12 protein-coding genes, 14 tRNA genes and 3 rRNA genes are annotated in these 21,384 nt (G+C 50.8%); 4 read left to right on the top strand and 25 right to left on the bottom strand.

Translation table 11 applies throughout. The annotated features are described in order from the left end of the window. Positions 1-62: 62 nt before the first annotated feature. Positions 63-1,031: a copper amine oxidase N-terminal domain-containing protein gene (locus tag C2I18_RS16085; RefSeq protein WP_249896774.1), complete on the bottom strand. Its 969-nt coding sequence runs from the start codon at positions 1,029-1,031 to the stop codon at positions 63-65. 346 nt (positions 1,032-1,377) lie between these two features. On the opposite strand from C2I18_RS16085, the gene glgP reads away from it, so the two are divergent. Together glgP and katA are read left to right on the top strand one after the other, a co-directional pair. Beyond that, entirely contained in the window at positions 1,378-2,994 is a 1,617-nt protein-coding gene (gene glgP / locus C2I18_RS16080) for an alpha-glucan family phosphorylase (RefSeq protein ID WP_249896773.1), read from the top strand. 341 nt (positions 2,995-3,335) lie between these two features. Further along, on the top strand, positions 3,336-4,793 hold the full coding sequence (katA, locus tag C2I18_RS16075; protein WP_249896772.1) for a catalase KatA: 1,458 nt from the start codon (positions 3,336-3,338) through the stop codon (positions 4,791-4,793). 731 nt (positions 4,794-5,524) lie between these two features. Here katA and C2I18_RS16070 read toward each other — a convergent pair. The 17 genes from C2I18_RS16070 to C2I18_RS15990 form a co-directional block, all read right to left on the bottom strand. Continuing rightward, positions 5,525-5,595 (bottom strand) — tRNA-Gly (locus C2I18_RS16070). 12 nt (positions 5,596-5,607) lie between these two features. After that, positions 5,608-5,681: transfer RNA gene (locus tag C2I18_RS16065), tRNA-Pro, on the bottom strand. 35 nt (positions 5,682-5,716) lie between these two features. Then, positions 5,717-5,793: transfer RNA gene (locus C2I18_RS16060), tRNA-Arg, on the bottom strand. A gap of 10 nt (positions 5,794-5,803) precedes the next feature. Beyond that, a tRNA-Gly gene (locus C2I18_RS16055) sits at positions 5,804-5,878 on the bottom strand. 7 nt (positions 5,879-5,885) lie between these two features. After that, a tRNA-Leu gene (locus C2I18_RS16050) sits at positions 5,886-5,969 on the bottom strand. 18 nt (positions 5,970-5,987) lie between these two features. Further along, positions 5,988-6,063: transfer RNA gene (locus C2I18_RS16045), tRNA-Lys, on the bottom strand. 9 nt (positions 6,064-6,072) lie between these two features. Next, a tRNA-Gln gene (locus tag C2I18_RS16040) sits at positions 6,073-6,147 on the bottom strand. A gap of 20 nt (positions 6,148-6,167) precedes the next feature. Beyond that, positions 6,168-6,245: transfer RNA gene (locus C2I18_RS16035), tRNA-Asp, on the bottom strand. A gap of 15 nt (positions 6,246-6,260) precedes the next feature. After that, positions 6,261-6,334 (bottom strand) — tRNA-Met (locus C2I18_RS16030). A gap of 32 nt (positions 6,335-6,366) precedes the next feature. Continuing rightward, a tRNA-Val gene (locus tag C2I18_RS16025) sits at positions 6,367-6,442 on the bottom strand. Between the two features lie 6 nt (positions 6,443-6,448). Then, positions 6,449-6,520, bottom strand: a tRNA-Glu gene (locus C2I18_RS16020). 92 nt (positions 6,521-6,612) lie between these two features. Next, a tRNA-Ser gene (locus tag C2I18_RS16015) sits at positions 6,613-6,702 on the bottom strand. Between the two features lie 3 nt (positions 6,703-6,705). Continuing rightward, positions 6,706-6,781, bottom strand: a tRNA-Asn gene (locus tag C2I18_RS16010). A 3-nt stretch (positions 6,782-6,784) separates the two neighbouring features. Beyond that, positions 6,785-6,861: transfer RNA gene (locus C2I18_RS16005), tRNA-Ile, on the bottom strand. 62 nt (positions 6,862-6,923) lie between these two features. Continuing rightward, positions 6,924-7,040, bottom strand: a 5S ribosomal RNA gene (gene rrf, locus C2I18_RS16000). A 125-nt stretch (positions 7,041-7,165) separates the two neighbouring features. Beyond that, a 23S ribosomal RNA gene (locus C2I18_RS15995) occupies positions 7,166-10,093 on the bottom strand. Positions 10,094-10,461: 368 nt separating this feature from the next. Beyond that, positions 10,462-12,019, bottom strand: a 16S ribosomal RNA gene (locus C2I18_RS15990). The 16S, 23S and 5S rRNA genes sit together here with 14 tRNA genes alongside, the layout of an rRNA operon. A gap of 475 nt (positions 12,020-12,494) precedes the next feature. Here C2I18_RS15990 and C2I18_RS15985 point away from each other — a divergent pair. Next, positions 12,495-12,620, top strand: coding sequence for a DUF4023 family protein (locus C2I18_RS15985; protein ID WP_249896771.1), 126 nt, complete (start codon positions 12,495-12,497; stop codon positions 12,618-12,620). A gap of 116 nt (positions 12,621-12,736) precedes the next feature. Here C2I18_RS15985 and C2I18_RS15980 read toward each other — a convergent pair whose 3' ends face one another. Both C2I18_RS15980 and C2I18_RS15975 read right to left on the bottom strand, forming a co-directional pair. Then, complete coding sequence (locus C2I18_RS15980) at positions 12,737-13,453, bottom strand: copper amine oxidase N-terminal domain-containing protein (RefSeq protein ID WP_249896770.1); 717 nt, start codon at positions 13,451-13,453, stop codon at positions 12,737-12,739. 155 nt (positions 13,454-13,608) lie between these two features. After that, positions 13,609-14,130 (bottom strand): GNAT family N-acetyltransferase, encoded by a 522-nt coding sequence (locus C2I18_RS15975; protein ID WP_249896769.1) that lies wholly within the window; start codon positions 14,128-14,130, stop codon positions 13,609-13,611. Between the two features lie 372 nt (positions 14,131-14,502). On the opposite strand from C2I18_RS15975, the gene C2I18_RS15970 reads away from it, so the two are divergent. Beyond that, the gene (locus C2I18_RS15970) at positions 14,503-16,044 is read left to right on the top strand and encodes an acetate--CoA ligase (protein ID WP_249902137.1); all 1,542 of its coding nucleotides are present in this window, start codon (positions 14,503-14,505) and stop codon (positions 16,042-16,044) included. Between the two features lie 92 nt (positions 16,045-16,136). Here C2I18_RS15970 and ltrA read toward each other — a convergent pair whose 3' ends face one another. The 5 genes from ltrA to C2I18_RS15945 all read right to left on the bottom strand — a co-directional run bounded on the left by ltrA (position 16,137) and on the right by C2I18_RS15945 (position 21,359). Further along, positions 16,137-17,528 (bottom strand): group II intron reverse transcriptase/maturase, encoded by a 1,392-nt coding sequence (ltrA, locus tag C2I18_RS15965; RefSeq protein WP_249896768.1) that lies wholly within the window; start codon positions 17,526-17,528, stop codon positions 16,137-16,139. Between the two features lie 469 nt (positions 17,529-17,997). After that, positions 17,998-18,591, bottom strand: coding sequence for a hypothetical protein (locus tag C2I18_RS15960; protein ID WP_249896767.1), 594 nt, complete (start codon positions 18,589-18,591; stop codon positions 17,998-18,000). Positions 18,592-18,669: 78 nt separating this feature from the next. Beyond that, positions 18,670-19,110 (bottom strand): HEAT repeat domain-containing protein, encoded by a 441-nt coding sequence (locus C2I18_RS15955; protein WP_249896766.1) that lies wholly within the window; start codon positions 19,108-19,110, stop codon positions 18,670-18,672. An 87-nt stretch (positions 19,111-19,197) separates the two neighbouring features. Continuing rightward, complete coding sequence (locus C2I18_RS15950; RefSeq protein ID WP_249896765.1) at positions 19,198-20,097, bottom strand: aminoglycoside phosphotransferase family protein; 900 nt, start codon at positions 20,095-20,097, stop codon at positions 19,198-19,200. Positions 20,098-20,126: 29 nt separating this feature from the next. Continuing rightward, positions 20,127-21,359 (bottom strand): MFS transporter, encoded by a 1,233-nt coding sequence (locus C2I18_RS15945; protein WP_249896764.1) that lies wholly within the window; start codon positions 21,357-21,359, stop codon positions 20,127-20,129. Between the last annotated feature and the right edge of the window lie 25 nt (positions 21,360-21,384).

Here is a 21,384-nt window from a genome sequence, read left to right as displayed (position 1 = left end):
TAAAAAAAGGATACGGCCTGGGGCCGTACCCTAAAGTTATTAATTATAGACCGCCGCTGTCTCTATTCATTGTAAATGATTACCGATTGGGACGCTGGTTCCCACTTCACAGTCGCTTTCAGGGCTTCACTGACAAAGCGGGCAGGTACAACTGTACTGCCTTTGACGATTGCCGGAGCTGCCTGAAGAGTAGTAGCTTTCCCGTTGACGTAGGCGGTTTTCTTATCAATGAACAGCTTCACAGTAATGTCCCCGCGGGTTACGGTGACCGAACGCTCCTGCGCATTCCAGACTACTGCTGCCTCTAAAGCTTCAGCAATGGCCTTAAAAGGGACCAGGGTGCTTCCGGAAGTCAGGATCGGGGGTACTCCAGTGTTCGTTTCTTCACCATTGACGTAGAGCTTAATTCCCTTTTTGTTTACCTGATCATAGAGCTTGCCCAGCTTTTTGTAAGATTCGATATTTTTAACATCGGCCAGGATCGCTTCTTTCTGTACATACACCGCATCGGTCACGCTGCCCTTTTGGTTCAGAATAGCAGCAAGTGCTGTCAAGGCAGCATCTTTCTCAACAATGGCCTCCAGCTCTGCTTTCGCTTCAGCTGACAGCTCAGTATTATATTTAGTCAGCAAAAGCTCGGCAATCACTGCACCGGCCGGCTTGTCCTTTACGTTCTCAATCGCACGAAAAAGCCCCTTATATCCATTATGGCCATTGTTTCCGTATGTAGCATAGGTAGCAGTAGTAACTGTATTTTTGCCGTTGTCTTTGTCCTTGTCTTTTTCTTTTTCTATTTCTTTTTCTTTTGTATCCTCTTTTGCTTTGTCTGCTTTACTGTTTGCGTTGCCCTTAGACTTTTCATTTGCATTGTCTTCAGCCTTCTTAGTCGCAGGTCCATTATCAGGTTTTGCTGCTTGAGCTTCTTCTTTGTTGCTTTTTCCATTGCTGTTGTCTGGCTTTGCAAGTGCGGCTCCGGAAGTCATGGTTACGGCGAGTATACTGCTAATAAGGATGATAGAGCTTTTTCTCATGCGGTGTTCCCCCTAAGAAGTTTTGTATAGTTAGTTGTCGGTCGATGGATAATGTTTTGTTATAGGTGTCTTGTAATTCAGGAAATAAAGCATGGGTCCTGGATTGCAAGATACCACAGCCCTAGACAACAGACCTATCCATAATCATTCAAATTACTCTTCCGATCCAGCGGCCGAATATCCGTGCCAAATCTTTAAATGCTTTTTGCAAAAGGATGTGCTAGAATGATGGTGCAATCGCTTCCAGAAGGCTCCAGCAGACCATTTTGAGCAAACGTTTGCATCTTAGAATAAGCCGGCAGCAGTTCCTATTTTCCATCCAAAATGTAATTAGGAGGCTTATCAAGTGAACCAGAACCGCTTACCGTCAGTAGCTTATTTCAGCATGGAGTACGGGCTGCATTCCGACTTCAAAATGTACGCCGGTGGTCTCGGCATTCTTGCCGGTGACTACATCAAGGGGGCCAAGGACATCGGCGCTCCAATCATCCCGATCGGGCTGAAATGGAAGCAAGGATACACGGATCAGAAAATTGATGACAACGGCAATCCTTACGACTCTTACCATAATTATGCCTATGATTTTCTTGAAGACACCGGGGTCAAGGTCACTGTAAGGGTCCGGAAGACCGATGTCGTATGCAAGGTGTGGAAAACAGAGCAGTTCGGCAACAATCCGCTGTATCTGCTTGATACGGATATTCCTGAGAACAGTGATGCCTGGATTACAGGCCAGCTGTACGGCTGGTTCGGCGAAGAGCGGATCGCCCAGGAAATTGTCCTCGGCATTGGCGGCGTTAAGGCTATGCGTGCGCTCCAGATTCCGGTTGATGTCTACCATTTCAATGAGGGCCATGCCGCACTTGCCGCGATCGAGCTGATCCGTGAAAAAATGTCCGGCGGCAGCACCTTTGAGGAAGCCTGGAAAGCTACACGGCAGGAGGTTGTGTTCACTACACATACACCGATCAAGGAAGGCAATGAGACCCATCCGCTGGACCGGCTGGAATATATGGGGGCATTCAATGGTCTCACCCGCGCCCAGATGGAACGGATTGGCGGTGAGCCGTTCAACATGACCGTCGCCGGTCTGCGCCTCTCACGCATCTCCAATGCTGTAGCCCAGCTGCATGCAGACACGGCGAATAAGATGTGGAAGGAAGTGGCCGGCAGATCGGAGATCATCGGTATCACCAACGCCATTCATACGCCTACCTGGGTGGATGAACGGATTACCCGTGCTTTTGAGCAGGGCGGTGATCTGTGGGCAGTACATCAGGAGATCAAGAATGAACTGATCACCTTTATTGAAGAACGTTCCGGCACTCTGCTTAATCCTGAGCATCTGCTGATCGGATTTTCGCGGCGTGCTGCACCCTATAAACGCAGCGACCTTATTTTCTCCCAGCCGGAAGTCATTGAGCCTTATCTGGAAAGCGGTAAAATTCAGATTGTTTTCTCAGGCAAAGCCCACCCGCTGGATGATACCGGCAAAAAAATCGTCAGCAACCTCGTAGCCATGATGAAAAAGTATCCGAAAAGCGTTGTTTTCCTGGAAAATTACGATATGACAATCGGCGCACAGCTGACCCGCGGCTCTGACATCTGGCTCAACAATCCGCGCAGGCCGCTTGAAGCCAGCGGAACCTCAGGAATGAAAGCCGCCATGAACGGCGTGTTGAACTGCTCCATCCTTGACGGCTGGTGGCCGGAAGCCTGCATTAACGGTGAGAACGGCTGGCAGATCGGCGGCGGTTTCGAGACTGCAGATTTTTCCCTGCTCGATAAACATGACAGCGACGCACTGTATGATACACTGATGAGCCGGGTACTCCCGGCGTATTATGACAACCGTGACAAGTGGGTGCAGATGATGCATAAGAGCATCGAAACAACCCGCACGGAGTTTGCCACCAAACGGATGCTGGATGAGTACTATAACCGGATGTATATTAGAAATTGATCGCGCCAGCACCAGGTCATTAATGTCAGCAGCAGTCATTTGATTAATGGCTGGTGTCACTCCCGGTATTCATATCGGCTATCCTTCCGTTAACACACTGACAGCCTTACCGTACTCATTTTCTAGCGAGATCCTCCTCCTGCCCGCAGCTGCGGGCGGGATTTTTCTGCTGCGTAATTTTTTCTCGGGCTCAAGCAGGCCTAACGATCATGACTCTCATTTGTGGTGCATAATGTTAATTAAAATTATTATAAAAAAGAATTGCTTTTTTCAATCATTATGTTTAATATAAAACTTATACTAAATCTAAAATCAAATCCTATTACGAGGTGAAGGTATTCATGAGTCAAGGAAATAACAAACTTACAACAAGCTGGGGCGCACCCGTTGGCGATAATCAAAATTCAATGACTGCAGGTTCCCGTGGACCTACTTTGCTGCAGGATGTGCATCTTCTTGAGAAATTGGCACATTTTAACCGGGAGCGTGTTCCGGAGCGTGTTGTTCACGCCAAAGGTGCAGGTGCTCATGGATATTTTGAAGTGACACAGGATTTGTCCCAATATACTAAAGCTGCCTTCTTGTCCGAAGTCGGCAAACGCACACCAATGTTCATCCGTTTCTCTACTGTAGCCGGTGAGCTTGGCTCAGCGGATACGGTCCGCGATCCGCGCGGTTTTGCCGTGAAATTTTACACTGAAGAAGGTAATTACGACCTGGTCGGCAATAATACCCCTGTCTTTTTCATTAGAGATGCGATCAAGTTCCCGGACTTTATTCATACACAAAAGCGTCATCCGCAGACACATCTCAAAAATCCGAACGCAGTATGGGATTTCTGGTCTTTGTCTCCTGAGTCCCTGCACCAGGTTACCATTCTGATGTCAGACCGCGGCATTCCGGCCACACTGCGTCATATGCACGGTTTCGGAAGCCATACGTTCAAATGGGTAAATGCCGAAGGCGCTGCTGTATGGGTGAAATACCACTTCAAAACAGAACAGGGCGTCAAGAATCTCGACGTGAACCTGGCAGCGCAAATTGCCGGCGAAAATCCGGATTATCATACAGAAGATTTGTTCAATGCGATTGATAAGGGTGATTTCCCGGCGTGGAGACTGTATGTGCAGATCATGCCTTTGGAGGATGCCAACACCTACCGCTTTGATCCGTTCGATGTAACCAAGACATGGTCGCAAAAGGATTACCCGCTGATCGAAGTCGGCCGTATGGTGCTGGACCGTAATCCGGAGAATTACTTTGCAGAAGTGGAGCAGGCTACCTTCTCCCCAGGATCATTCGTACCGGGAATTGAAGCTTCACCTGATAAAATGCTGCAGGGCCGCCTGTTCGCCTATGCCGATGCCCACCGCTACCGGGTAGGTGCCAACCACAACCAGCTGCCGATCAACCGGCCGGTTGCCGAGGTAAATAATAATCAGCGTGACGGTGCCATGGCCTATGGGAACAACGGCGGTGCCTCGGTATATTATGAGCCGAACAGCTTCGGAGGCGCCAAAGAGTCCCCTGAGCACAAACCGGCTCCATTCCAGGTAACCGGTCATGCTGACAGCACTGCTTACGATCACAATGACCACTATACACAGCCTGGCGATCTCTATCGTCTGCTGAGTGAAGATGAACGTACACGCCTTGTCCGCAATATCGTCGGTGCCATGGCTCCGGTAGAGTTCGATGAAATCAAACTCCGCCAGATTGGCCATTTCTACAAAGCAGATCCCGAATTCGGTACACGCATTGCCGAAGGTCTTGGATTAACAGTACCTGAGGGATTATAAGTTTTATTTAAGTATATAACCCCGGACCATCATTGGTCCGGGGTTTCTGCGTTCTTATGGTTTTACTTTTGATAAAGTTCAATCCATCGCTCCAGCTGGTGCTTCAGTGCTCCCCTTGCCGAGAGGGGTTCAAGTATTTCCGCATGATAACCGTAGTGCAGAATACAATTTCTGAATTCCTTTTCGGACCAAAGCAGGCTTCCCATCTGATATCTGCAATATTCTCAGAGTGCCCAGAAACCCAGCTCTTTTAATGGTCTTTGGTTTCTTTGCTGTGTTTCTATGTCTTCAGACATTGCATCCGTTTATATGCCTCGTCCTCTTTCGCACGCTAACGGACACTGAGTCCGTTATTTGCCTAATATCGCCCGTTTCCATGCCTAACGGACCGTTGTTCCTTTATTCGGCTAAATGATGTGTAAATTATGCCCTTTCGAATGAAATAACGGATCCAGGGTCCGTTAGGATTCCAAAACACACCTCTAGCGCAAATTAACGGAACCAGGGTCCGTTAGCCCTAGCTTTCCAAGTCATTAATAGGTTCTGGTGCGCGACCGGGCGTGGATTGAATCACATTGTTAATTTTGAAGATGCGAGCTACTTTGTCAGTCTTTATGCAGGCTCCTTACCAGATACACTGCTCTGGCACAGGATTCGGACTTTGCAGCACAAAAAAAGCACTGCGGATATCCGCAGCGCTGTGTAATGCTTTGAAGCTAGGTAAATCAGTAAGCGGGTGATGGGAATCGAACCCACGCTATCAGCTTGGAAGGCTGAAGTTCTACCATTGAACTACACCCGCAAAAATACAAAATCGGGATGACACGATTTGAACATGCGACCCCCTGGTCCCAAACCAGGTGCTCTACCAAGCTGAGCTACATCCCGTAAAAAAGAAATTCATTATTGCAAAAAAATATAAATGGCGCGCCCTAAGAGATTCGAACTCCTGACCTTTTGATTCGTAGTCAAACGCTCTATCCAGCTGAGCTAAGGGCGCATAATTTATATGGAGCGGACGACGGGAATCGAACCCGCGACCCTCGCCTTGGCAAGGCGATGCTCTACCGCTGAGCCACGTCCGCAAAAACATGGTGCGCGTGAAGGGACTTGAACCCCCACGTCGTGAAACGCCAGATCCTAAGTCTGGTGCGTCTGCCATTCCGCCACACGCGCACACTTTAGAGAAATAAATGGTGAGCCATGAAGGACTCGAACCTTCGACACCCTGATTAAAAGTCAGGTGCTCTACCAACTGAGCTAATGGCTCTCACAAAAATGGCTGGGGATATAGGATTTGAACCTATGCATGACGGAGTCAAAGTCCGTTGCCTTACCGCTTGGCTAATCCCCAACAATAATTAGCAGAAGTAATGGCGGAACCGACGGGATTCGAACCCGCGATCTCCTGCGTGACAGGCAGGCATGTTAGGCCAACTACACCACGGTTCCAAGATAAAAGGTTAATTGCGGGGGCAGGATTTGAACCTGCGGCCTTCGGGTTATGAGCCCGACGAGCTACCGGGCTGCTCCACCCCGCGTCAGTATAAAGCTCTATTCAGTTAAAAATAAATGGTGGAGGCTGAGGGGATCGAACCCCCGACCCTCTGCTTGTAAGGCAGATGCTCTCCCAGCTGAGCTAAGCCTCCATGATATGACCCGTAGGGGATTCGAACCCCTGTTACCTCCGTGAAAGGGAGGTGTCTTAACCCCTTGACCAACGGGCCACGCTTATGTACTTCTCAAAGGTATTGCAACGAAGTTTATGCTCCAACGAACCACTGAGGGTTCTCATCCCTATACAGGGAAGGTATTACAACGGAGAGAGAGGGATTCGAACCCTCGAGACGCTTGTGGCGCCTACACGATTTCCAATCGTGCTCCTTCGGCCAAACTCGGACACCTCTCCAGATGGCTCCCCGAACAGGACTCGAACCTGTGACAACTCGATTAACAGTCGAGTGCTCTACCAACTGAGCTATCAGGGAAAATGGTGGGCCTTAGTGGACTCGAACCACTGACCTCACCCTTATCAGAGGTGCGCTCTAACCAGCTGAGCTAAAGGCCCGTTCTCATACACCTATTCAACTAATAAGGGCAAAAAAAAATACTAAGTTTGTAGAAAACTGCGCTTGGCGGCGTCCTACTCTCCCAGGACCCTTCGGTCCAAGTACCATCGGCGCTGGAGGGCTTAACGGTCGTGTTCGGGATGGGTACGCGTGGAACCCCTCCGCTATCGCCACCAAACATGCGTTTGTGAAACAAACGCTGGCGCTAGAAATTACGTTCATCACAGTTGTGTGAATGAATTTCGTTGCGTACAGGCTTGATCGCCTGAAAACTGAATCCGAAACGAATTTGCGAATTATTTTTTGGATAAGCCCTCGACCGATTAGTATTGGTCAGCTCCATGCATTGCTGCACTTCCACCTCCAACCTATCTACCTCGTCGTCTTCAAGGGGTCTTACTAATTGGGAAATCTCATCTTGAGGGGGGCTTCACGCTTAGATGCTTTCAGCGCTTATCCCGTCCGTACGTAGCTACCCAGCCATGCTCCTGGCGGAACAACTGGTGCACCAGCGGTACGTCCATCCCGGTCCTCTCGTACTAAGGACAGCTCCTCTCAAATTTCCTGCGCCCACGACAGATAGGGACCGAACTGTCTCACGACGTTCTGAACCCAGCTCGCGTACCGCTTTAATGGGCGAACAGCCCAACCCTTGGGACCTACTTCAGCCCCAGGATGCGATGAGCCGACATCGAGGTGCCAAACCTCCCCGTCGATGTGGACTCTTGGGGGAGATAAGCCTGTTATCCCCAGGGTAGCTTTTATCCGTTGAGCGATGGCCCTTCCATGCGGTACCACCGGATCACTAAGTCCGACTTTCGTCCCTGCTCGACTTGTAGGTCTCGCAGTCAAGCTCCCTTATGCCTTTGCACTCTTCGAATGATTTCCAACCATTCTGAGGGAACCTTTGAACGCCTCCGTTACTCTTTAGGAGGCGACCGCCCCAGTCAAACTGCCCGCCTGACACGGTCCCTGTACCCGCTTAGGGTACCAGGTTAGAACCTAGATACGATCAGGGTGGTATCCCAACGGCGCCTCCACAGAAGCTTGCGCTCCTGCTTCTACGGCTCCCACCTATCCTGTACAGATCGTACCCAAATTCAATATCAAGCTGCAGTAAAGCTCCATGGGGTCTTTCCGTCTTGTCGCGGGTAACCTGCATCTTCACAGGTATTAAAATTTCACCGGATCTCTCGTTGAGACAGCGCCCAAGTCGTTACGCCATTCGTGCGGGTCAGAATTTACCTGACAAGGAATTTCGCTACCTTAGGACCGTTATAGTTACGGCCGCCGTTTACTGGGGCTTCGGTTCATAGCTTCGGATTGCTCCTAACCACTCCCCTTAACCTTCCAGCACCGGGCAGGCGTCAGCCCGTATACTTCGCCTTGCGGCTTCGCACAGACCTGTGTTTTTGCTAAACAGTCGCTTGGGCCTTTTCACTGCGGCCCCCTCGGGCTATTCACCCTACCGAGGCACCCCTTCTCCCGAAGTTACGGGGTCATTTTGCCGAGTTCCTTAACGAGAGTTCTTCCGCGCGCCTTAGAATTCTCTTCTCGCCTACCTGTGTCGGTTTGCGGTACGGGCACCTTCTCCTGACTAGAGGCTTTTCTTGGCAGTGTGAGATCATGACCTTCGCTACTATAATTTTCGCTCCCCATCACAGCCCAGCCTTAACGGTGCGCGGATTTGCCTGCACACCAGCCTCACTGCTTAGACGGACATCCATCAGTCCGCGTCACTACCCTCCTGCGTCACCCCATCGCTCATAGCGGATTACGGTGGTACAGTAATTTCAAACTGTTGTCCTTCGACTACGCCTGTCGGCCTCGCCTTAGGTCCCGACTTACCCTGAGCGGACGAGCCTTCCTCAGGAAACCTTGGGCTTTCGGCGGATCAGATTCTCACTGATCTTTTCGTTACTCATACCGGCATTCTCACTTGTATGCTGTCCAGCGCTCCTTACGGTACACCTTCAACCCACATACAACGCTCCCCTACCCCTGATGCATACGCATCAAGCCATAGCTTCGGTGGTGTGTTTAGCCCCGTTACATTTTCGGCGCAGAGTCACTCGACCAGTGAGCTATTACGCACTCTTTCAATGGTGGCTGCTTCTAAGCCAACATCCTGGTTGTCTGTGCAACTCCACATCCTTTCCCACTTAACACACACTTGGGGACCTTAGCTGATGGTCTGGGCTGTTTCCCTTTTGACAATGGATCTTAGCACTCACTGTCTGACTCCCGGCAAGAAGTAAATGGCATTCGGAGTTTGACTGAGCTTGGTAACCCTTGCGGGCCCCGCACCCAATCAGTGCTCTACCTCCACCACTCCATTCACCGAGGCTAGCCCTAAAGCTATTTCGGGGAGAACCAGCTATCTCCGAGTTCGATTGGAATTTCTCCGCTACCCCCACCTCATCCCCGCACTTTTCAACGTACGTGGGTTCGGGCCTCCAGTGCGTGTTACCGCACCTTCACCCTGGACAGGGGTAGATCACACGGTTTCGGGTCTACGTCCACATACTTAATCGCCCTATTCAGACTCGCTTTCGCTGCGGCTCCGGCTTCTCACCTTAACCTTGCATGTTAAACGTAACTCGCCGGTTCATTCTACAAAAGGCACGCCATCATCCATATAGAGGACTCTGACTTCTTGTAAGCACACGGTTTCAGGTTCTATTTCACTCCCCTTCCGGGGTGCTTTTCACCTTTCCCTCACGGTACTGATTCACTATCGGTCGCCAGGTAGTATTTAGCCTTAGCAGATGGTCCTGCTGGATTCATACGGGGTTTCACGTGCCCCGCACTACTCGGGATCCGTCTCGGAGGGGTTAAACTTTTGGCTACAGGGCTTTTACCTCTATCGCGGGCCTTTCCAGACCTCTTCGCCTAATTTAACCTTTTGTAACTCCATGTGAGACGTCCCACAACCCCAGGAGGCAAGCCTCCTGGTTTAGGCTGTTCCGCGTTCGCTCGCCGCTACTGACGGAATCACTATTGTTTTCTCTTCCTCAGGGTACTTAGATGTTTCAGTTCCCCTGGTCTGCCTCAACACATCCTATGTATTCAGATGTGAGTGACTGCGAATTACCACAGCCGGGTTTCCCCATTCGGACACCCCCGGATCAAAGCTTGCTTACAGCTCCCCGAGGCAGTTTCGTTGTTCGCCACGTCCTTCGTCGGCTCCTGGCGCCTAGGCATCCTCCGTGTGCTCTTATTAGCTTAACCAACGCTACGGTGTTTCGCTTGTTTGCTCATCTTGTTTTGAATGCTGCTCATAGATTGCTCTATTCGCCAACACATTCAAAGCCAAAAGTCGCTGCACAATCGAAAACCTTCGCTATTCATCAACTAATAACTATTTCAACTTGCTTACACAAGTTTCAGCTAAAAGATGTTCTAAAACGCAAATTCGTTTCGGTATCCAGTTTTCAAGGATCAAGTTTCTGTAAGTTCTGGTCGATCACAGCTGTGTCGATAGAAGTTACAGAATGTTGAGAGCTTAAACTCTCAAAACTGACCAACGAGTGAGTCACTAACCGACCGGTTAGATTTAAGATTTGAATGTCTTCATTGCAGAAGACGATTCTCCATAGAAAGGAGGTGATCCAGCCGCACCTTCCGATACGGCTACCTTGTTACGACTTCACCCCAATCATCTACCCCACCTTCGGCGGCTGGCTCCCTTGCGGGTTACCCCACCGACTTCGGGTGTTGTAAACTCTCGTGGTGTGACGGGCGGTGTGTACAAGACCCGGGAACGTATTCACCGCGGCATGCTGATCCGCGATTACTAGCAATTCCGACTTCATGCAGGCGAGTTGCAGCCTGCAATCCGAACTGAGACCGGCTTTGCTGGGATTGGCTCCACCTCGCGGCTTCGCTTCCCGTTGTACCGGCCATTGTAGTACGTGTGTAGCCCAGGTCATAAGGGGCATGATGATTTGACGTCATCCCCACCTTCCTCCGGTTTGTCACCGGCAGTCACTCTAGAGTGCCCAGCCTTACCTGCTGGCAACTAAAGTCAAGGGTTGCGCTCGTTGCGGGACTTAACCCAACATCTCACGACACGAGCTGACGACAACCATGCACCACCTGTCTCCTCTGTCCCGAAGGCCGCCTCTATCTCTAGAGGATTCAGAGGGATGTCAAGACCTGGTAAGGTTCTTCGCGTTGCTTCGAATTAAACCACATACTCCACTGCTTGTGCGGGTCCCCGTCAATTCCTTTGAGTTTCAGTCTTGCGACCGTACTCCCCAGGCGGAGTGCTTACTGTGTTAACTTCGGCACCAAGGGTATCGAAACCCCTAACACCTAGCACTCATCGTTTACGGCGTGGACTACCAGGGTATCTAATCCTGTTTGCTCCCCACGCTTTCGCGCCTCAGCGTCAGTTACAGCCCAGAAAGTCGCCTTCGCCACTGGTGTTCCTCCACATCTCTACGCATTTCACCGCTACACGTGGAATTCCACTTTCCTCTTCTGTACTCAAGCGATCCAGTTTCCAGTGCGACCCCAGGTTGAGCCCAAGGTTTAAACACCAGACTTAAATCGCCGCCTGCGCGCGCTTTACGCCCAATAATTCCGGACAACGCTTGCCCCCTACGTATTACCGCGGCTGCTGGCACGTAGTTAGCCGGGGCTTTCTTCTCAGGTACCGTCACTCCGGTAGCAGTTACTCTACCGGACGTTCTTCCCTGGCAACAGAGCTTTACGATCCGAAAACCTTCATCACTCACGCGGCGTTGCTCCGTCAGGCTTTCGCCCATTGCGGAAGATTCCCTACTGCTGCCTCCCGTAGGAGTCTGGGCCGTGTCTCAGTCCCAGTGTGGCCGTTCACCCTCTCAGGTCGGCTACGCATCGTCGCCTTGGTGAGCCGTTACCTCACCAACTAGCTAATGCGCCGCAGGCCCATCCCGTAGTGACAGATTGCTCCGTCTTTCATTCTTCTTTCAGGAGAAAAAAGAAATTATCCGGTATTAGCTACCGTTTCCGGTAGTTATCCCAGACTATGGGGCAGGTTGCCTACGTGTTACTCACCCGTCCGCCGCTAAGTTAATTTGAAAGCAAGCTTTCAAATTAACTCCGCTCGACTTGCATGTATTAGGCACGCCGCCAGCGTTCGTCCTGAGCCAGGATCAAACTCTCCAATTAGTATTGAAAAGAGCGATTCGCTCATTTTGAAACATCTGACGAGAATTTGCATTCTCATTTTTGGATCTCACCGAAGTGATTTCCAGATACTCACTCGTTGTTCAGTTTTCAAAGATCAAGCTCGTCGTCACTGTCGATTACCTCGTCAGCAGCAACTCTTATACTATATCACATCCAACCGATCAACGCAAGCTCTTTTTTTCGACTTTCTTTCGAGCTCGGCGTTGATGTTTCTCGGCCGGAATTAGAATATACCATGTATAAGAAAACTATGCAAGCTTTTTTTGTTTTATTATTTCATCTGGAGTAGAGACCTATTCTTTCACTTGCCGATTGCCGAAGTCATCCGTGACTGAACTGAAACAGCCGCGGAATCCCTCTCGCTATTTTGTTATGCATCATCAGGGTCCTAAACGGGCAAATTAATGCAGTTCTGACCAGGATATGCTCACCACTCTTTAGGAGGCCAACGCGAATGGACACTCATCAATTTGTAGCGAAGTTTCAGGAGAATCAGCGCAAGGCAGAAAAGAACAAACGCCGGGGCCACGGTTCGCCGCAGGCCAGATTAGCGAATAAGCAGCACAGCACCAACAAATAAGAGCTGCCGCTAATGATTTACCACGTGAAACATTCACACCATTAAAAAGCAGCAGCCCTTCTGTGTCACAGTGCGGGCTGCTGCTTTTATTTTTTTACGGCATCAGGCATTCAGGTTTACTTGCTTAATTTCGCAACACCTACAGCTACCTTCTCCAGCTTCGCTTTACCGAGCGACTGATCCGGCGAGCTGATGGTCACATAGCGGTCATCCAGCTGGAAGGTCAGCATCGGGATATCCGAAGGGGTATACCATTTGGCACTTACTCCATTCGAAAGCTTCACTGTAGTTCCATCATACAAGTAGGAATAGTCCCTTGGCGATATACTTACGTGCATATGATTGAACACAAAGCTCACGCCGTCATCTCCGCCGGCAACATTTTTAAAGGCATCGCCCTTAATCATTTGTGCAGGCGCATAAGCTGTTTCAAAGCCCTGATAGTTGGCAAACGCTTTGGTAATCTGCTCTTTCTGTGCTGCACTGTAGCTTACAGCTGCCAGGGTTATCGCTGAACCAGCATCCGGTGCCGTTGTTCCTGCTGATATTCCAAGCACCACCTGATTGGCTGCGGCATCAAAGGTAACCGGTATTTTCAGCGCATCCGCCATAGCCCGGACCGGAAGATACGTTGTATCATTATAAGTGATTGGCGCAAGCGTCTTACCGTTGTTATCCACTGGCGTATATGCTGCTCCATTTATTTTAAAGCCGATGCTGTGGTTCAGATACGCACTGATCTTTTGCATATTGGTTCCTGCATATACCCCCGCCGACCCTGTAACTGCCATCCCGAACACCATTGCTCCTATGATCATCTTTTTACTTTTCATGGAATCTCGTCTCCTTGTAGTTCATTTGTTGTGCTGCTTGCTGTACATTTATTAAACCAATAACTTGTTTCCAACTTGTATCGTGATTGTAAAGAAGTAATTCAAAAAGCCCGCGTATCTCAGTAAGAGAGCACGGGCGGAATGTCAGGGTAGCTTTAATGCGGGTAGTCTGCGGGTACCTTATATACTTTTGTGTACAAAAGCTTTCTGAACCGGTTGAACTCCTCTAAACTGAGCAGCTGCGGATAGGTCATGATGCACAGCGGCAGGTCAGCCTGGCCTGGACGAAGCGGGGGTTGAACATAATCAAAATTGTTAAGCTGAAAGCCCAGCCGGTTATAAAAGCCGATCCTCCGCTGCTCCAGTTCACCTGCCGGCGGCTCGACCTCCAGCAGAACTGGCTTGTCTGACGCAGCGATATATTCACTCATCAGCTTTTTACCGATACCGCCTCCCCTTGTTTCCGGATTCACCGCAATGTGTTCAACAAACCGGAACTCCGCAAACTCCCAGGCAGCCAGGAACCCCATCAGCTTCCCCTTAGGGTCACACTCCGTATAAAGCCGGTAATCCGGATTCTCCAGCAGCGCCTTCTGCTCTTGAAAGGTTCTGATTTCACTGACCGGAAAAGAAGCCTCCATAATTGCGAATATTTCATTAAAGGTAGTATGACTCATAAATAGCGCCCGCTTTCTGCGAATTTTAAAATAACCTTGCGATCATCCGTTTGTATTCATTACGCTCTTCTACCATAGCAGCCCCGGGAATAATCTGCTGCCCCCGGGCAAATCATGATACAAATATCAATTCCATTAGAAGGACACGTTCCCGTCTGTACTAGCGCCTTTTTCATTATTATAACAAAATAGCCACATTTCTTAAGAGATCCCCGGTATCATTTAGCATCTGGTACTAGGATAACGTGCTATACTATAGGTATTGTTTTAAGCTTTGGCTTTGGATTTAGCTTTACCATTCTGACTATAGGAGAGGTTCTTTTGGACAATCAGCGGTACGTTGCACCTGAATTTTATAATCTGACTTCGGAAATGGAGCGTCATCCTTCCGATAAGCTTGCCCTTAAATTGCTGCACCAGAATGGAGCATATGAAGAGATTACTTACGGGGCACTTCTGGCACAGGCCAACCGGCTGGCCGGCGGACTTGCCGGTCTTGGTCTTACACAAGGGGACCGGGTCTTAGTGATGGTTCCGCGGCAGATTATTGCCTACGTAATTTATCTCGCCTGCCTGAAGCTGGGGCTGGCAGTAATCCCCTCTTCCGAAATGCTCCGGGCCAAGGACTTGTCCTACCGCCTGCGTCATTCCGAAGCCCGGGCTGTCATCGTATGGAACGAGGTGACAGGTGAAGTGAACAAGATCGATGAAGACCTGCCTGCGCTTGATTACCGGCTGTCAGTATCCGGTAATGCAGAGGAACTGAGCACAGGTTGGACTGATCTGGAAAGCCTCATGACAGGCCAGCCGGACTCTTTCACTTCCGTGGTGACTCACCGCGATGATATCGCAATCCTGGCCTACACCTCCGGTACGACCGGCAATCCAAAAGCCGTAGTGCACAGCCATGGATGGGGTTACGCCCATTTGCGGATCACCTCTCCCCAGTGGCTGGAGATCCGTGAATCGGATACGGTCTGGGCTACGGCGGCACCGGGCTGGCAGAAATGGATTTGGAGTCCCTTCCTGACTGTGCTTGGCAATGGAGCAACCGGCTTCGTATATAATGGCCCGTTCCATCCGGACCGGTATCTGCAGCTGCTGCAGGATCAGGAGATCCAGGTATTATGTTGCACACCGACGGAGTACCGCCTGATGGCCAAAACGGAAGGGCTTGCGCAATACGGCCTGTCCAAGCTGCGCTGTGCAGTATCCGCCGGCGAGCCGCTTAATTTGGAAGTCATCCGAACTTTCCAGGAGCACTTCGGTCTGACGATCCGCGACGGCTACGGGCAAACAGAAAGCACACTGATTATCGCGGCACTCAAGGATGACCCTATCCGCGCAGGCTCCATGGGGAAATCAATTGCACCAGGCATTGCTGAGGTTATTGATGAAAAAGGAAACCCGGTACCTCCGGGTGTAGTAGGGGATATTGCTGTGCATCTAAGTATGCCGGCCCTGTTCAAGAGCTATTACAAGGATCCTGAGCGCAAGGCGAACAGCTCGCAAGGGGAATATTTTATTACCGGAGACCGGGCACGCAAGGATGAGGACGGTTATTTCTGGTTTGAAGGCCGGGGTGATGATATTATCATCAGCTCTGGTTATACCATTGGCCCGTTCGAGGTAGAAGAAGCCCTGATGAAGCACGCTTTGGTCAAGGAATGCGCAGTTGTAGCCAGTCCTGACGAGATCCGGGGTTCTATTGTCAAAGCCTTTGTAGTCTTGAAAGACGGAAGCGCGGCTTCCCCTGAGCTGGTTAAGGAGCTGCAGAGCCATGTCAAGGAATGGACAGCACCTTACAAGTATCCGCGCAAGATTGAATTTATCGCCGATCTGCCCAAAACAACCTCCGGCAAAATCCGCCGGGTGGAACTGCGGGAACAGGAAAAACGCGGCGCTGAGCAATAACATAGAGGGAAGAATCGAGTAGGAGGAGGCGGCAAGCCCCCGTCCTCTCACACCACCGTACATGCGGGTCCGCATACGGCGGTTCCAAAAGGTTAACAAAGCTCTAAGTAACGTGAAAGCAAGCTTTTCAGCCCTTTCGCTTCCCAATAGGAAGTCGGGAGGGCATTATTTGTATTCCGGGACATTTCCCATGCGCCTCGCCGCGAGTTGGCCATCGTGAAACAGGCCCACTCAGGCACCCCAAGCGCCCGGAGTTCGCGGATTCGTGTGCGCACTCGCTTCCATTGTTTCCACAGGCACATTCGCAGCCTTCTCCGAATCCATTGGTCCAGCGTTTGGAGGTGTTTCTTCGCCGACGCTAGATGGAAATAGCCAAGCCACCCCATCAGATAACGGTTTAGTCGGCAAATTCGTTCTTCCATGGAAATGGACCACGTTCGGTTTGTCAGTTCACGGATTCTCTCCTTGAATCGCGAAATGGTCTTCGGTGCTAATCGAATGGTTGCCTGTTTCTGGCTCAGGAAACTGAATCCTAAAAACTTCCGGTGCCAAGGTCTGGCGACTGCACTCTTTTCCCGGTTCACTTTCAGTTTTAGCTTTCCTTCTACAAACCCGCTAACCGATTCCATGACCCGTTCGCCAGCTCGTTTGCTCGCCACAAAGATATTACAGTCGTCCGCATAGCGTACAAAGTGCAGGCCACGTACGGTCAATTCCTTATCCAGATCATCCAGCAGAATGTTTGCCAAAAGCGGGCTCAGCGGACCGCCTTGCGGCGTTCCTTCCTGGCTGTGCTCCAGCTTTCCATTCACCATGACTCCGGCGTTTAGATACGCCCGAATCAGTGTCAGCACTCTTTTGTCTGTCACTTTCCGCGCCACTCTCGCCATCAGCATGTCGTGATTTACCCGGTCAAAGAATTTCTCAAGATCGAGGTCCACGACCCACCTCAGACCCTTTTGGATATATCTTTGCGCTTGTTTTACTGCGTCATGTGCACTTTTCCCGGGTCGAAAGCCGTAGCTGTACCACGAGAATTCTGCGTCAAAGATCGGATTCATGACTTGTAGAAGAGCCTGCTGGAGAAAACGGTCCATCACGGTCGGGATGCCCAGCAGCCGTACGCCGCCTCCGGGTTTGGGGATTTCCACCCGTTTGACTGGCGCAGGTCTGTAAGTTCCCGCCAGAAGTTCGGCTTTCACCGGTTCCCAATGTGTTTTCAAGTAAGCTTGTAGATTCGCTACCGTTACATAGTCCACACCGGGGGCTCCTCCGTTCTGTACCACTCGTTTATACGCGAGCCGAAGGTTGTCTCCTTCGAGCATTCGCTCCAGCAAGTTGTTCGCTGCTTTGCGAGAGGGAGGGGCGGTTTGTGCCGACGAAGAACTCGGCGCTCCAGCATGCCCTGGCGGCTTCACCGCTTCTCTTTGCTGGCAGCTCTCTTGCGAGATATTCGGCTGTCGTTGCTCTTCATGCGAACGCATCGGTTTCCTCTCTCCTTTCGGTTCAGCCCTTCCGTAAACTGTTGCAACAGTTTACGTACTATGGCCTCTGCTGACTCCTGCCCGTTCAGCGCAACCTCTCGGTTACGGTTACAAGTTTTTTTTTTCCTTGCATACCGGACAGGCCTCCCCAGATAAGAACGTCATCTTTCCGCCCGCACCTGCCCAAGTTTACGATTGCAGCCCTTGGCAGCTTAGGATTTCGTCATGTCTAGGTGACTCATCCGGCTGCAACCGCCTCAAATTGGATTCGTGTACCTCAGGTCGTGCTTTTGCCTCCGGCTTCCTTCAGATTCCACCTCGCGGTAGACACCCTTGCCCTTGGCTAACGGTAGGCGCTTGCTAGCCCCCGCTCGGGACTTTCACCCTAGAGATGACGCCCATGCTGGGCGTACCAGTAAAAAGAGAGCAGACCCGGGTCCGGGCTGCTCTCTTTGCATGGTACTGTATTCTACTCCGACCAATACACAGCTTCAGGATTCAGAGCTGCGCCTACCTCGCCCTCTTTTACCAAATCGCAATCCAAAAAGCCTTCTTCGTCCAGGAAATAGACTTCCTGTTTGTAGAATTCGCACAAGGTCTCCAGAAACTTCTCCGGGGAATCGTACATGACCACCAGATCACCGTAATCATGCAGCAGATCACACACCCGCTCTGTCCCGTCCGCTGAACGATGGTAGCAAATAAAGTCACTGCCGTAGTTCGTGAGAATAGGCAAAATCGTTCCGTCTACCTGCTGCCCTTTCTCCTTCAGGATACCATTTAGTACTTCAATCTCCTGCGTGTACTCATTAACATGAATTAACCGGTATCCCGGCAGAAACTCAATCAGACTGGGCTCCTCTTCATCACTGCTGGTGCCCGAAACTCTGCTGTAAATAACCTGCAAAAGCTCCGGTGCATCCGGCACCAGAATACCGATAGACGTACCGCCTCCCTCAGCTTCTCCCAGACTCGCTATATAATCGGGACGCAGCTCCGCAGAGAGTCTCAGGAATTCATCAAACTGCCGGGCCAGCGGCGTATTAGAAATATTGGCTTTCATATATGTCATCCTTTATGTGTTAATTGTAAAAAACGGATCATGCAGGGCCTGTCTTGTCCCCGCCGATCCGCCTTTTCACTATTTAGTGGCCGATTGCCACTGCTTCTCCAGCCATTTGTCGAAATCTTCGCCCTTCTCACCTTCATAGGCATCGTAGACGTCGATTCTCATCTTCTTCAGCTTTTCCTTGAACTCTTCATAAGAGTGATCCCGCGGCAGGCTCTTCTTGATGCGCAGCACAATCTTAGGAATGCCTCTGAACAGCTCGGCTTTGTTCTTCGACGGCACCTTCACATCTTCGCCAAAGGCAGCAAGCTTCTGGTATGCAGCTTCTTGGACGGTATATACCGGGTCAGTGGTCATCAGACGGTTAAGGATATCGATAACCTGTTTATGCTTATAAGCGCCGAGTTCTTCGACAGCTGCCAGACGTGCTCTCCAATCCGCAGAGCGTCCAGCCGCCTTCTTCAGTTCCTCGTAATTTTCGGGCAGCTCCTGGTTCAATTCTTCATTATTCAAAACAATACAGTCCCCTTCTTGGTTAAATCTATTGCAATTTTACCGTACCGGGGCCCACCATTTCAATGTTTGACGCAAATTAATTGATCAGGCATACCAGCGCGGAATCCATGTGGTGAAATTCCTGTAATCCTCCAGCGCCTGCCTGCAGCGGATCTGCATACCCTCAATGTCCTCAGCCCCGAAGGGAACGGCCCATTGAATCGAAAACAAGGAGACGTAAGCAACGTAAAGTGCCTGTCTTTTCCAGAACTCTTCAGGAGGCTCCCCGCCGAAATACCCCTTCAATCTCCCCAGGGCAAAAGGGATGCTGCGCTCACGGTCAAAGATTTGCAGCTTGCAGAACTCCTCGGCATAATCTCCGATATCCCAGCGGTTGAAGTCGATGACGCCTATCCCGCCCTCCGGGGTATGAATCAGATTGCCAATGTGAAAGTCCCCGTGCTGATAGACCTTTGCAACCTGATGAATAAGACTGACATGCTTTTTGACAAAAGCTATCGCCTGCCCATCCCCTTCCACCCGGTAAGGGCACTCTTCATATTCCTGGATCCGCCTCAGAATTTTGGCCTGCATCGCCTGCTCCCATTCATCCGGTGTACCGGCACACGGAAGTGAATGCAGCTGCTTCAGCATTCTTCCGGCTTCCTCACCCAAACGGTACTGTTCTCCCGGATCAAGGTCCGCCAGTTTCCCTTCGAGCGGACGTCCTTCCACCCAGGTAAGCAGCATATAGGTATATTTCCCTTTACTGCATACGCCACAATCTATCGCCTGTGACATCGGAAAATCCAGCTGGTTAAACAGCTTAACAACTTCAAATTCAGCACGTTTTCCCTCTAATGCCCGGGCTGAAGAAAGCCTCAGCAGCAGTTTGCGGCCGGCCTTGTCTTCAATATAATACTTTTGATCGCTGGACCAGCCTTTGAGCACAGGCTCCACCGTCACCCAGTCCTCCGAACCCGGTATATCCTGCAATGCCTCCATAAGCAGAACGTCCGCTCCTTTACAGTGATCTATGGATCAGTTTTAACAGCAGCTGCAGGCTTACCTGCTTCGATCAGCACTTTGTTGCCCAGCAGGAAAAATCCCTGAATAAACAACAGCACTCCGGAAATCATCAGCAGCCATTCCACCCGCACGCTGTCAGCCAGCGGTCCGAACACCAGCATGCCCAGCGGCATCATGGAGCTTGAGATCATCCCGAGCACGCCAAACACCCTGCCCAGATAATCCGGCTCCACCTTTTCCTGCAGCAGTACTGTGGACGGTGTATTGAAGAAAGGCATGGCAAGCCCGGTCACGCCCATAACGCCAAGATAAATCCAGAAATCCGGAATCACCCCAAGCGCAAAGGTGCACACCCCAAATGCCAGAGAGGATAGGGTCATCGTATGCACGCGGTTGCGGAAGCCCGGCCAGACCGACATAATCAGACCGCCCAGCATCATGCCGATGGAAAAGGCTATTTCAATGGCAGTCAGCCGCCAGATGTCATCCCCGAAGGTTCTTGTAACCTGCAGCGGAGTCAGAAAAGCAGCCGGTGCAGCCAGCACAAAGAAAAAGGCGCAAAAAATAAAAAAATTCTGGATATAGCGGTGCCCTTTAATGTAGTTAAATCCGAGGCTCAGATCCTGCAGATAGCTTATCGCCTGCTTGGCGGCAGCTTTGGTGTGCAGCGGCACACGTACAAAAATCAGCATCGTCGAGACGGCAACCGCCGCCGTAATGACATCAATAAAAAATATCGCTTCAATGCTGGCCATCGAGAGCAGCGCGCCGCTGAGCATCGGGGAGAGCAGCATGACCATCGCCTGAATACTGCCGTTAAGCCCGTTGATCCGCGTAAGCTGATCTTCCGGCACCAGCTGCGGCAGCATTGCGCCTACAGCGGGAGTCTGCACACCCGCACCAAGCGCACGCACTGCAGAAACCACAAACAGCAGCCACATATCATCGTAGCCCATCAGAAACAGCACGGCGAGAATCAGGGTTGAGAGCGCAATAATCGAATCGGAGAGCACAATCAGCAGTTTGCGGCTGTAACGGTCTGCCCATACTCCGGCGAAAGGAGACAGCACAAACGTCGGCAAAAATCCGCACAGAATCGAAATCGTCATCATAATACCGGACTGGGTGTTCAGGGTGATATACCAGAGAATCGCATACTGCACAAGCGAGGAGCCAAACAGGGAAATCGTCTGGCTGGTCATGAAGAGAATAATGTTTCTTTTCCAATGGGCAGTCATGGACAGAGAATCACTCCTCTTATTC

Source organism: Paenibacillus sp. PK3_47 (assembly GCF_023520895.1).
In the GTDB taxonomy this organism is placed as follows: Bacteria; Bacillota; Bacilli; order Paenibacillales; family Paenibacillaceae; genus Paenibacillus_AQ.
The sequence above is the reverse complement of the archived record's forward strand: the minus strand, read 5'-3'. Positions and strand labels throughout refer to the sequence as shown.